Genomic DNA, 11873 nt, shown 5'->3' with positions numbered 1-11873 from the left:
TTCGCCGACGAGCGCCAGCGACCGACGTGGGTCTACACGCCGGGGCTGACCGCGCGGCCGTTCTGGACCCGCGAGCAGTGCGGGCGCCTCCGTGATCCACCGCGCCCTGTGCCGGCTGGTCGATCGCCTCGACGTCGCGAAAATGGCGGGGATGTGCGCGGGCACGGGGGCCGGCGGCGGGCCATTGTCGTGAGTCCGGGTCGTGGGATTGCGAATGGGGGGTGTCGGCGACTGGGCGAATCGCGGTCGATCGAAACGTGACGGCCTCGTCATGCGCCCGAAGAGGCGGCGCCGGCCGGCGAGTCGTGCGAAATCGCTCGTATCGGTGGTGCGGCGCGGCGTTGTGAGCTTGGCTGGGGCATGGCAGAGAAACGCCGCGGAGCGGGCCTCTGTGGCCATCGCCGGCAGGTCCTGCGGACGCGTCGTGCTCGACATCCGGCGTGACTCGTGGATATGGTGCGGGGGACCATGCGCCACTTCTTTACTGCATGCATCTGCACCGCGTTGCTGCCCGCGTGCGGCGACACCGACGAGATCCGGGATACGCAGCAGACCTCGGTATCGTCGATCGGGACGCTCCCGCAGATCACTGCGTCGTCCAACCCGGGGACCGGGGGCGAGTCGACGACCGAGCAGGGGGGGAGCGAGACCGCGGGCGGGAGCGAGACCGGCGAGGCGTCGACGGCGAACCCCACCGGCAGCGGCGGCATGGACGGCCCCAAGTTCGACGTCGGCGAGGACACCGGGCCGATCGATCCGACCAATGACACCAGCGAGCAGAAGGGCTGTCAGAAGATCGACTTCCTGTTCGTGGTCGACAACTCGGGCTCGATGGCCGAGGAGCAGGAGGCGCTGGCGGTCAGCTTCGACGGCTTCATCTCGTCGATCCAGAACACCGTGATGGCGGAGGACTACCACATCATGGTGACCGACACCGACGCGGGCAACGCGTTCTTGCAGGAGTGCCTGGTCCTCTGCACGTTCTTCCCCGAGTGCGAGGGTTACCCGTGCAACAACCTGCCGCAGCCGGAGGGCTGCGACGCGACGCTGGGGGTCGGCCTCACCAAGGACCCGAGCGACAGCGATTGCGGGGTTGTCGGCGGCAATCGTTACATGATCAACGGCCAGCCGAACCTCGCCAGCACCTTCGAGTGTCTGGCCAAGGTCGGCACCAACGGCGACGGCAGCGAGCGGCCGATGGAGGCGATGGTGGCGGCGACGGGGCAGCTCACCAACGGCGGCGCGTGCAACGACGGGTTCCTCCGCAAGGACGCGCTGCTGGTCGTCACCTTCATCACCGACGAGGAGGACGACGAGGAGTCGAACGGCAACCCGGTCGGCTGGAACGCGTCGCTGGTGGCCGCCAAGTACGGGCTCGAGAAGAACATCGTGGTCCTCGGCCTCATCGGCGACCCCGACCAGCCGAACCCCGTATGCACCGGGCAGGCCGAGGCCTCGCCGCGCCTGCGCGAGTTCGCCGAGTCGTTCACCTACGGCAGCTGGGGCTCGATCTGCTCGCCCGACTACGCGCCGTTCTTCGACGCGGCGGTCAGCGTGATCGACACCGCCTGCCAGACGTTCGAGCCGCCGGGCTAGCGCTCACATGTTCTTCAAGCCGCCCTCGGAGGAGGCCACTCGGGCCATCGAGGCCGCGTACGCGCGACCGGCCGCGCCGACGTCGCCGCCGACCGAGGCCGACTGGCGGCGCCTGGCCGCCACCGTCGAACGAGTGTGCCCGGGAGAGCGGCGCGCGCCGCTGCCCGAGGCGGCGCTGGCCGGCTTCGAGGCGCATCACGGCGTGGTCCTGCCGGCCGAGTTTCGCCGGTTCAAGCGCACGATCGGCGACTACGGGGCCAGGATTCGCTGGCCGGTGCCATGGGACCAGGCGATCGCGTCGCCGTGGGGCGCGCGCGTCTTCGACGACGCTCCGGGGTGGGGAGACCTCCGGGGCGGGACGCTGGGCCTCGATGGGCATTCCGACTGAGGTTATTACGCGCTCGCATTGACGGGACCCGCCCCGGGCACGGTGTGGCTGGTGCTGTCGTTGCGCGAGCACATGCTGCCGACCGGCCTGGGATTCTTCGCCTGGTACGAGGCCATGCTGGCCCCCAAGCTCGCCGCGTTGGAGGCGGCGGACGCGGTGCTGGCGGCCAGGGAGCAGGCGTTGACCGGCACGGCGGCCGACGGCCCGGAATTGCTGCAGCTCGCGCGCGAGTGGATGTTGCGCGGCGACCTGGAGCGGACTCGCGACGCGCTGGCGCGGGCGCGCCGATTCGGCTGCGAGCCGGGGCGCGACGCGCTCGCCGACTTCATCGTCCCGGCGACCGCCGGCGACCATGCGCGTGTGCGGGAGCCGCGGCTGCGGGTCCTGCTCGGCGCTGGCTTTCCGCTGCCGCCCCTGTCCAGGCCGGCGCTGCGGCTGCGGCTGGGCCAATGTCTGATGGACCTCGACCGCGACGAGGAGGCGATCGAGGTGCTGACGCCGCTGCTCGACGATGGGTCCTCGGTGCAGGCGGCGGTGCGCCGTGCGCTGGCGGTGGCGCTGTTCGAGGCGGGGCGGGCGAGCGAGGCGCTCGCGCTGGTCCAGGCGAAGCCCGATCGGTGGCTCGGCGGCCCGTTCGTGTGTCGCTGCCTGCTCGCGCTCGGGCGCAGGGACGAGGCGCTGGCGACGCTCGAGACCGTGCCGGTCGAGGAGCGCAGCGCATACCTGTTGTTCAAGTTCGGCGCGCTGGCGGAGGCCGAGGCGTTGCTCGAGCGCGAGATCCAGCGCGAGGCCCCGTATCTGCGTTGGGTCTACCAGCTGGCGCTGGTCCTCGCCCACCGTGGGGAGGCGGCCCGGGCTGACGCCGCCCTGCAGCGGGCCCTGCAGCTGGGGTTCCCGATCGCCGAGGTGGTGGCCGACGCGGACGCGCTGCCGCTGCGCGCGACGGAGGCGTACCGCCGGTGGACCGCGCCCGATCCGCCGTTGGACCCGTGAGGCGCAGAAGATGTCCGCGGGGACATGTCGGGCGGACGCGCGGTCGGCGAGCCGAGGGGATGGATCGGGGGCCCGACGCGAGACATGGCTCGAAGGACATGTCTCGCGCGCCGTCGCCCGCGTCGAACCCGGACGACTATCGCCGCGCGGCGCCGAGGCGCATGCTGGCCGCGGTGACGCCGGCGCTGCGCTCCGTCGCGAGCGTGGCAGCGGCGGGGACAGGGGCGGACGACGCGAGCGCTGCGGCCCGCAAGTCGGCGCGCACGGGGGCGTCGTCGTGCGGGGCGGGGGCCCGGCGGTGCACGGAGAAGGCGCGCCGCGCCTCGAGGGCCGCGACCGGCATCCGCGTGCTCTTCGCCAGGGACTCCTTGCTGGCCGCCAGCGCGCGGCTCGCCTCGGCGATGTTGACGATGGTGCCGTAGAGGGCGAAAAAGACGGCGATGGTGGCGAGGAGCGCGCCGCACGAGAATCCGCGGACGCTGGGACGAGGGGACCGGTTCGACATGGCGCTGATTCCTTCGAGGCGTGGCGAGGCTCCGGACGGCGTGCTCCGGGCGGGTGAGGACGAGGACCTCCGGCAGAGGAAGCCTGGACTTTTGAGGGTAGTCGGCCGCCTCCGCCTGTCAGCTAAAAGTTGCATCAACGCGGCGAGCGGACCCGGCCGTCGCAGATCACGGCGCGATGCAGGGCCGGGACCCGGCGGGCGCAGCGCAAGCCGCGGGGGCGGTCCGCGGGGTCCTTCGCAGCGACGATCGATGGGATGCAGATGAACAAAGGGACATGCCCGTTGGGGCATGTCCCTTCGCGCAGACGGAGAATGGATCACTCGCAGGTGGCCGAGTTGACGATGACGTCGGTGACCGGGACGTCGTCGTAGCCGTTCTCGCTGGCGGTCGGGACGGCGGAGATGGCGGCGAGGACGTCGAAGCCCTCGATCAGCACGCCGAAGGCGGCGTACTGGCCGTCGAGGAAGTCCTGCGGGCCGTCGCAGATGTAGAACTGCGAGGTGGCGCTGTTCGGGTCGTTGGTGCGGGCCATCGAGATCGCGCCGTCGACGTGGGTGAGCGCGGGGCTGACCTCGAGCGGGATCGGCGGGTCGGTCGGCTTGCTCGACAGGTCGGGCAGGAGGCCGCCGCCCTGGATGACGAAGCCGTCGATCACGCGGTGGAAGATGGTGCCGTCGTAGAAGCCCGTCTCGACGTAATGCACGAAGTTGGCGGTGGTGATCGGGGCGTTGACCGCGTCGAGCTGGACGACCATGTCGCCGAGGGTGGTGGAGATCCGGATCCGCGGCGCGTCGCCCTCGCAGGAGCCGGGCATGACCCCGGTGGTGGTGGAGGTGGTGGTGCCGTCGGTCGGGTCGACGGTCGGGTCGACGGTGGTGCCCTCGCTGGTCGGCGCCGCGGTGGTGGTGGTCTCGGTCGCGGTGGTGGTCGAGGTCGGCGCGGTCGTGGTCGTGGTGCCGGTCGAGGTCTCGCTCTCGCCGTCGGTGGTGGCGGGCGCGGTGGTCGTCGCGTCGGTGGTGGCCATCGTCGCGGTGACGTCGGCGGTGGTCTTCTCCTCGCCGTTGCAGGCGGGCAGGAGGGCGAGGAGGAGGAGGGGCGAGGCGAGGGCGAGCGCGCGGGAAGCCATGGCGGCCACGATGCCCGGCGCGCGACCGCGGCACAAGCTCGGCGCAGCGGCGCAGCGGCGCGCGGACGTCGCGGACGGGCGCGGACGCGAGGCCGCGGCGACGCCACGCACAACGGGGGCGCGCCGACGGCCCGCGGGGTGCGACGTGGATCGCAGCGGGCGGTCGCCGCGCTCGCGGCCGATGGGGCCGGTGCTACGTTCGCGAGCATGTCCTACGCGGTACGTGCATTCCCGTTGCGCCGACCGGTCGGCGAACTGATGGCATTCGTGGCGGCCCTGCGGGGGACCCGGCGCGCCGAGGCCGAGGCGGCGTACCGGCGCTACGGGGTGCTGCTGGACACCTGGCACATTCAAGACACGCCGTTCGGGCCGTGGGTGCTGGTGGTCACGCGGATGGACGATTGCGCCGACGTCGAGGCGTACGCCGCGAGCTCGGGCGAATTCGAGGTATGGTTCAAATCGACGGTGCTCGCCCTGTCGGGCTCCGATCCGAACAAGGCGCCGCTCGGGCCGCCGACGACCGAGCTGTACACGTGGACGGGCGCGACGATCGTCGGCGGCGAGGCCGGTCAATCGTGACAGGGCGGCGCCTCCGCAGATTCGCCTGCGCGTCCGGAGACTCCGCGGGCGCCCGACCCCGCGCTGGTGGTGCTCGCCGGCGTCCCGGCGCCGGCGCGGGCGTTCTCGCCCCGGCTCGCGTCGGCGCCGGGGTCGTGCGAGATTGGCCCGAGAGGGCCCGAGCGGGGTGGGAGCGGTCGAAGTCGCGAATGTGGCCAGGACGTCGGCGCTGCCGTGGCGCGACCCACGCTTCGCCGGCTTCTTCGCCGCGGCCGCGCTGGGCCCCGTTTCCTCGATGGCGCTGCGCTTCGTGCCGGGGCACCTCGAGGCCGCGGGCCACTCGCCGGCGACGATAGGCGAGGTGATGGCGGCGTCGACCCTCGGCGGGGTGCTGGCGCTGCCGTTGGCGGGTTGGCTGGCGCAGCACCGCCTGCGAGGGATGCTGATCGGCGGGGCGCTGGTGCAGGCGGTCGGGCTCGCGTGCGCGAGCGTGGCGGCGGACAGCGTGGCCGGTCTGGCGGCGAGCGTGGCGCTGATGAGCCTCGGCACTGCGCACCTCGACGTCGGGGTGGTGGCGGCGGTGGTGGCGTCGGTGCAGGCGGAGCGGCGGCCGCAGGTGCTGGCGTATTACTTCGCGTTCGTCAGCCTGGCGCGCAACGTGATCGGCTCGGGGCTGGCCGAGGGGCTGCTGGGGCGCTGGGGCTTCTCCACGATGTGCCAGGCGCTGGCCGGCCTGGCGGCGCTGCACGTGCTGGTGCGGACGATCGCAGCGGCGCCGACGCCGGTGAGCGAGGAGCCGGCGCCGCCGTACCGCGAGTTCCTGCGGGACTTCGCGCGGCCGCGCGTGCTGGCGCTGGTGCTGGTGTTCACGCTGCTGTCGATCCACTTCGTGGCGCAGGAGTCGTTCATCACCGCGCTGGCGACCCACCGCGCGATCGGCAGCGTGACGCCGCTGTTCACCGCGTACTTCGCGGTGATCGCCCTCGGCCGCGCGGCGGCGGGGCACCTCGTCGATCGCCTGGGCCGCGGGCCGGTGGTGGTGGCCAGCGCGCTGCTGCTGGTGGGCGTCGGCGCCGGGCTGGCGGAGGTCCGCACGCAGCCGGGGATGATCGCGCTCGGGATCGCCACGGGGCTGGGGCACCTGCTGTTGTGGCCGGCGCTGTACTCGACGTTTTACGACCGGGTCCGCGGCCGCGGGATGGTGAGCGCGGCCCTGAGCGCGGCGCTGGCGGTGGCCGGCTTCGCGGCCGAGCTCGGCCTCGGCGCGGTGGCGACGCGGGCCGGGTACGCGGCGCTGTACTGGTCTGCGGCAGGTTGTGCGGCGCTCGCCGCGGTGCTGGCATTGCCGCTGTCGCGCTGGATGTCGCCGAGGAACGAGGGGGCTGGCGATGGCACGGATCCTGATCCACACGCTGCGTGAATACGGGCACGTGCTGCCGACGCTGAAGCTGGCGCGGGCGTTGACTGCGGCCGGCCACCGCGTCGAGTACCTGCTGACGCCGTGGTGGCGCGAGTTCTGCGAGGCGCACGGTCTGCAGCTGCGGCCGTACCTCGAGGACGTCTTTCCGGCGGCGGCCGAGGCGGCGTGGTCGCGCATGGATCAGGCAGCGCGCGAGGCCGACGCGGAGCAGCGCCGCGACGCGCGCGTGCGCTGGCTGCTGGCCGGCGGGCTCGACGAGGTCTACCGCGCGGCGGCGCCGGATCTGATCCTCGGCGATGCCTACGACGTGTCGATCCCGATCGTGGCGCGCAAGCTGGAGATCCGGGCGGCATCGTTGTCGCCGTCGTGCTTCCAGGGCCGCGAACCAGGGGTGCCGCCGCTGGTGAGCGGGGCCCGCTGGGGGACGGACGCGGAGGCCCGCGCGACGGCGGATGCCGAGTGGGCGCGGCTGGCCGAGGAGCGCCGGCGGGCGGCCGGTGAGTGGTATCCGCGTTATGTGGAGGAGCTCCTGCGGGTGTATGCATTCCCGCGCGAGGAGTTTTCGTGGGAGGGGGCGATCGCGCCGGACTTTCCGCGCCTGCCGCAACTGATCCTGTGCCCGCGCGCGTTCGAGTTTCCGCGCGAGTTGCCGGCGCGCTGTCACGACGATGTGGCCAGCGTGACCGTGATGGAGTCGCCGGTGACGCCGGAGCTGGCGGAGTTCCTGCTGCGGCGGCCGCTGGTGTACTGCGCGCTCGGATCGCAGGGCCTGTGGCGGCCGCAGCATCATGAGCTGCTGGCGCAGGTGTTGACATTGGCGCGGCGGCGGCCGGAGCTGTCGTTCGTGATCGCGGGCGACGCCCACTCGGCGAGCAGCCTGGCCGCGGGGGCGCCGGACAACGCGAAGGTGGTGGCGTGGGCGCCGCAGCACGCGGTCTTGCGCGCGGCGTCGGCGATGATCTCGGTCGGCGGGATGGGAACGATCAAGGAGTGCCTGTGGCACGCGGTGCCGCTGGTGCTGGTGCCGCAATTCAACCCGTACGACGCGCAGGGTAACGCTGCGCGGGTGGAGCATCACGGGCTCGGCGAGGCGCTGACGCCGGCGGAATTCATCGAGACGGGGCGGCTCGAACGGGCGCTCGAGCGAGCGCTGGCGGGGACGTACGCGGCGGCGCTGGGGCGGATCCAGGCGCAGCTCCAGGCGATCGAGGCCGGGGATCGCGGGGTGGTCCTGGTCGAGCGCTGGCTCCGCGGGGAGTCGTGGCCCGGGGATGCGGTCTGATGCCGACAGCCGGAGCGAAATGGTGTGAGTCGTGCGCGCGCAGGTCACGGAGGCGGGAGGGATGAGTATGAATGCGGATATCGCGTTGCGGCCGGGCGAGCCGATCTGCTTCGGCTGCCACGCGCCGCTCACCGGGACGATGGCGATGTTCGGCGAGATCGCCGTCGCGGCCCAGGCGCTGTTCGCCGAGGTCAACGCGGCCGGCGGCGTGCACGGGCACCGAATCGAGCTGATCGTCGGCGACGATCGCTACGATCCCGCGCAGACGCCGGCGGTGGTCGAGCGCCTGCTGGCGGAGCACGAGGTGTTCGGCTTCTTGATGTGCGTCGGGACACCGCCGCACTTGACCGTGATCGATCGACTGGCAGCGGCGAACATCCCCGATCTGGCGGTGGTCACGGGGGCGTCGTCGATGGCCGACGCGCCGCTGACGAACATGTGCGTGGCCAATGTGCCGTATCACAGCAACGGGCGCGCGCTCGGGCAGCACGTCCGCGGGCTCGCGCGGGTCGGGACGATCACGTACGACACTGCGTTCGGCCGCGATTGGGTGGCTGGCTTCGCTGCGGGGCTGGAGCGGGCGCCGGAGCGATCACGCTGGCTGGGCCCGGAGGAGGCGATCGAGCCGGCGGTCGCGGCGATGCAGGCGGAGGGGATGGAGGCGGTGCTGGCGGTGGTCCGGCCGGAGCAAGAGGTGGCGGCGATCCTTCACGCGCAGCGCCGCGGGTTCCGGCCGCGCTGGCTGGTCGGGTTCGTCGACGGATTGACCGCGATGCTCGGGGCGGCAGGCGAGGGGGTGATCGGGTCGCACTGGCTACACATGGCCGAAGGGTCAGATTCTCCGGCGATCGCCGAACACCGGGCATTGATGGCCCGGCAGGCGCCGCAGATCGAGGTGACGGGGACGAGCGTGGGCGGGCAGGCGCTGGCAGAGCTGACGGTCGAGCTGGTGCGCCGGGCGGGGCCGTGTCCGACGCGCGCGCGCCTGCTGGCTGCGCTGGACGGGCTCGACGGGCGCTGGCGCAGTCCGTTGATGCGGGTCAGCCCGCGCAAGCAGCCGGGGCGGCCGGTGATTTTTGATGAGGTGGCGCTGCTGCGGCTGACGGCGGAGGGTTGGGTCGAGGAGGAGTGACGGCCGCGGACGCGCGAGGGCGAGGCGGCCAGGGCCGACCTCGAGTTCGCCGGCGGGTTCAGGCGCAGCGCTCGAGGATCGCGCGCAGGCGGGCCTCGGGGGCGGCTTCGGAGCCCGCGAGCGCGCTCTCGAGGCCCAGGGCCGCGACGTCGTCGCGCGTGAGTACGGTGGGCAGGACTTGTTCGAGGGCGTCGAGCCAGGCCGTGAGCGGCTCGGCGGGCGGGCGCAGGAGGGCGTGGATCAGCGCCGAGGATGGGGTGGGCTCGCCGAGGCGGTCGCCGAGGTAAACCCACCGGCCGTCCTGTTCGGCGAAGGCGTGGGGGTCGAGGTCGAGCGCGAGGCCCTCGCGGGCGCCCAGGCGCAGGGCCGTGGCGTAGGCGGAGGCGAGGCGGGCGAGCTGGTGCGGACGCTCGGGCCCGGCGGCGTTGCGCAGCTCGGCGCCGAGGGCGGGCAGGTCGGGCACGATGTGCCACAGGACGTGGTCGCCGTCGCCGACCGCCAGGGCGACTGCCGTGTCGACGGGCAGCAGCGGGCCGAGACGCGCGGCGCGTCGGACATGCTCGCGGAGGGCGGCCCGGCCGGGCTCGTCGTCGCCGAAGCGCCACTCGGGGCGGGTGCGCAGGCAGAAGCCGCCTGTCTCGTAGAGCATGTTCGAGGGGGCATGTCCGGCAGATCGGGCGCGGACGAGCGGGGCGCCGGCGAGTCGCTCGAGCACGTGGCGGCCGGCCGGCACCGGCCAGACGTGGCCGGGCGGGAGGCCCGGGCGGGGAACGGCGAGGTCGTCGGGCTCGGGGTCCGGGGCGGGCGACGGCTGGGTGTCCTCGGAGACGGACGGGGAGGACTCGGTGGCGCTGTCCTCGGGGGCAGGTGGGGTGGTGGCGACGTCCTCGGCTGCCGGGGAGGATGAGGGGACGCTGTCCTCCGGGACAGGTGGGGCGGTGACGTCGCTCTCGGCTGATGGGACGCTGTCCTCGGGGACGGGTGAGGCGGTGACGTCGCCTTCCGCTGCCGGGGGGGACGTGGCGAAGCTGTCCTCGGGGATAGGTGTGGAAGAGAGGGGGTCGGTCGCGGCGGTGTCGTCTTCGGCGGGCGAGGGCTCTTCCTGGACTGTTGCGGAGGGGGTCCGTTCGACAGAGGAATGGCGGACCTCGAGGAGGTTGGCGGGCGGGGACGCGGCTGTCGTGGCTGCGTTGTCCTCCTCGGTGGAGAGGGAGGGCGGGGGCTCACTCGAGGAGTGACTGCCCTCGAAATCAGCTTCGGACGGGGCCGGCGCGGGCGAGGAGCTGCCTGGGCCAGGCTCGGAGGAGACCGGCGCGTCGGCAGAATGGCTGTCCTCGGGGACATGTTCGGGCGACGTGGCGGCGGGGAGGTCCTGCGGGGCGGTTCGGTCTCGCGATTGGCTGTCCTCGGGGACATACGCGAGCGGGGTGGCCGCGGCTGAGCTGTCCTCCTGGGCAGGCAGGCCGGGAGGATGGCTGTCCTCGGGGACATGTGCGGGCGGCATGGGAGCGGCCGCGGCTTCCTCCTGGTCAGGCGTGGAGGAGGCCAGGGGGAGGCTGTCCTCGGGGACATGTGCCAGCGGAGCGGGGCTGGCAGCTTCGGCCGGGTCGCGGTCGTCGCCGGGCGCCGGAGATGTTTCGCCGGGCTCTGGCTCGGGCGTGTGGTCCAGGGCGACGGATGAGGGCGCGGCCTCGTCGGCGTCTTGCGGCGGAGCTGCAGCGTCGGGCGGCTCCTCGTTCAGGGGCAGCGCTTCGGTCGGCCAGCGGTCGCGGAGGCTCGTGGGGGCGAAGGTCGGGAGGGCGTGGCCGGGCGGGTCGGGCTCGGAGCGCACCTCCTCGGGGTCGAACGGCTCGGTGACTGCGATGGGCGCGTCGGCGTGCGCGAGCACGGGCGGCGGCGGGAGGCGGACGGTGGGGGCCGGGGGCGAGGGGATGTCGGGCGGCTCGACGTGCGGGGTCGGCTCGATGAACATGGCCGACACGGGGACCTTCAGCCGCGGCGGACGCTCGGTGGCGGGCCTTTCGGACATGTTCTCGGAGACAGGCGTCGTGCGCGAGCGGGCCGGGGCGTCGGCGTCGCCGGCCAGCGGCGTGCTCCGCTTGGCCGAGCGGATGTAGACGACGCGGCCCTCGTCCGGCTGCGAGCGCGACGGGGCGCGGCGGGCGTCGTCCTCGGCGCTGCGGTGGGTGCCGATGCTCTCGATCGTCTGCAGGGCGGCGCGCAGCTGTTCGGCGGTCCCGGCCTGGCCGGCGAGGGCGTCGAGGCCCTCGCGGGCGGTGCTCTGCTTCATCTGCCGCACGGCGGCACGGATCGCGCCGACCGCGGTCTCGCGCACGCCGATGCCGGCGGAGGCCTGCGCGCCGATCACCGGCACGTCGGGCCCGAGGCGGAGCGCGGCCCCGAGCTCGTGCGGCAACATGGCGTTGGGCAGGTCCTGCTTGTTGGCCTGGACCAGCAGCGGCACGTGCACGGCGCTCTTGCCGAGGTGCTCGCGCAGGCTGTCGAGCATCTCGCGCGCCGAGTCCTGGCCGGAGACGGCGCTGTCGCACACCAGCACGACGACGTCGGCGCCGCGCAAGATGTGGGCGCGCCGCGGCTCGAGGCTTTTGTGGCCGGGCACCGTGACGACCTGGACTTGCAGCTGTTGGCCGTCGAGCACGCCGCCGTCGAAGCTGAACCAGTCGAAGAAGATCGTGCGACCGGTGGCCGCGGGGTGGACCTGCAGCTCGTCGCCGGGCCTGGTGCCGAAGATGCGCGCGAGCTGCTCGACGTTGGTGGTCTTGCCGGCGCGGCCCGGCCCGTCATAGACGATGCGCAGGACGATCCGCGCGCGGTCTGGTTCGAAGACTGCCATGTCCGGATCCTCCCCTGC

The 11873-nt window shown here is 73.1% G+C and carries 10 protein-coding genes; 7 read left to right on the top strand and 3 right to left on the bottom strand.

The features are described 5' to 3' along the window. Positions 1-468: 468 nt before the first annotated feature. From OV090_RS08095 to OV090_RS08085, 3 genes are read left to right on the top strand one after another with little or no spacing between them, the layout of a single operon-like run. A complete protein-coding gene (locus tag OV090_RS08095) occupies positions 469-1596 on the top strand; it encodes a hypothetical protein (RefSeq protein WP_267702943.1) in 1128 nt (375 codons plus the stop codon). Between the two features lie 7 nt (positions 1597-1603). Next, a complete protein-coding gene (locus tag OV090_RS08090) occupies positions 1604-1984 on the top strand; it encodes a hypothetical protein (protein ID WP_267702942.1) in 381 nt (126 codons plus the stop codon). A gap of 18 nt (positions 1985-2002) precedes the next feature. Next, positions 2003-2977 carry a hypothetical protein gene (locus OV090_RS08085; RefSeq protein ID WP_267702941.1) on the top strand — a complete coding sequence of 325 codons (975 nt, stop codon included), beginning with the start codon at positions 2003-2005 and terminating at the stop codon, positions 2975-2977. Positions 2978-3113: 136 nt separating this feature from the next. Here OV090_RS08085 and OV090_RS08080 read toward each other — a convergent pair whose 3' ends face one another. Further along, complete coding sequence (locus OV090_RS08080; protein WP_267702940.1) at positions 3114-3482, bottom strand: hypothetical protein; 369 nt, start codon at positions 3480-3482, stop codon at positions 3114-3116. A 317-nt stretch (positions 3483-3799) separates the two neighbouring features. Beyond that, positions 3800-4609, bottom strand: a complete 810-nt coding sequence (locus OV090_RS08075; protein ID WP_267702939.1) for a peptidylprolyl isomerase — start codon at positions 4607-4609, stop codon at positions 3800-3802. A 207-nt stretch (positions 4610-4816) separates the two neighbouring features. On the opposite strand from OV090_RS08075, the gene OV090_RS08070 reads away from it, so the two are divergent. The 4 genes from OV090_RS08070 to OV090_RS08055 all read left to right on the top strand — a co-directional run bounded on the left by OV090_RS08070 (position 4817) and on the right by OV090_RS08055 (position 9001). Further along, positions 4817-5188: a hypothetical protein gene (locus OV090_RS08070; RefSeq protein WP_267702937.1), complete on the top strand. Its 372-nt coding sequence runs from the start codon at positions 4817-4819 to the stop codon at positions 5186-5188. 190 nt (positions 5189-5378) lie between these two features. After that, a complete protein-coding gene (locus tag OV090_RS08065) occupies positions 5379-6587 on the top strand; it encodes an MFS transporter (protein ID WP_267702936.1) in 1209 nt (402 codons plus the stop codon). Beyond that, complete coding sequence (locus OV090_RS08060) at positions 6556-7869, top strand: glycosyltransferase (protein WP_267702935.1); 1314 nt, start codon at positions 6556-6558, stop codon at positions 7867-7869. The genes OV090_RS08065 and OV090_RS08060 overlap by 32 nt, the downstream gene beginning before the upstream one ends. Positions 7870-7936: 67 nt before the next feature. After that, complete coding sequence (locus OV090_RS08055; RefSeq protein WP_267702934.1) at positions 7937-9001, top strand: ABC transporter substrate-binding protein; 1065 nt, start codon at positions 7937-7939, stop codon at positions 8999-9001. Positions 9002-9059: 58 nt separating this feature from the next. Here OV090_RS08055 and OV090_RS08050 read toward each other — a convergent pair whose 3' ends face one another. Then, the gene (locus OV090_RS08050; protein ID WP_267702933.1) at positions 9060-11855 is read right to left on the bottom strand and encodes an ADP-ribosylation factor-like protein; all 2796 of its coding nucleotides are present in this window, start codon (positions 11853-11855) and stop codon (positions 9060-9062) included. Between the last annotated feature and the right edge of the window lie 18 nt (positions 11856-11873).

The organism is Nannocystis sp. RBIL2 (assembly GCF_026626745.1).
Lineage (GTDB): Bacteria > Myxococcota_A > Polyangia > Nannocystales > Nannocystaceae > Nannocystis.
This window is presented reverse-complemented; position numbering and strand designations above follow the sequence as displayed.

Coding starts and splice junctions, on each gene's coding strand:
- OV090_RS08075 (WP_267702939.1), bottom strand. CDS start 4,609: ATGGCTTCCCGCGCGCTCGCCCTCGCCTCGCCCCTCCTCCTCCTCGCC.
- OV090_RS08050 (WP_267702933.1), bottom strand. CDS start 11,855: ATGGCAGTCTTCGAACCAGACCGCGCGCGGATCGTCCTGCGCATCGTC.
- OV090_RS08055 (WP_267702934.1), top strand. CDS start 7,937: ATGAATGCGGATATCGCGTTGCGGCCGGGCGAGCCGATCTGCTTCGGC.
- OV090_RS08090 (WP_267702942.1), top strand. CDS start 1,604: ATGTTCTTCAAGCCGCCCTCGGAGGAGGCCACTCGGGCCATCGAGGCC.
- OV090_RS08095 (WP_267702943.1), top strand. CDS start 469: ATGCGCCACTTCTTTACTGCATGCATCTGCACCGCGTTGCTGCCCGCG.
- OV090_RS08060 (WP_267702935.1), top strand. CDS start 6,556: ATGGCACGGATCCTGATCCACACGCTGCGTGAATACGGGCACGTGCTG.
- OV090_RS08080 (WP_267702940.1), bottom strand. CDS start 3,482: ATGTCGAACCGGTCCCCTCGTCCCAGCGTCCGCGGATTCTCGTGCGGC.
- OV090_RS08070 (WP_267702937.1), top strand. CDS start 4,817: ATGTCCTACGCGGTACGTGCATTCCCGTTGCGCCGACCGGTCGGCGAA.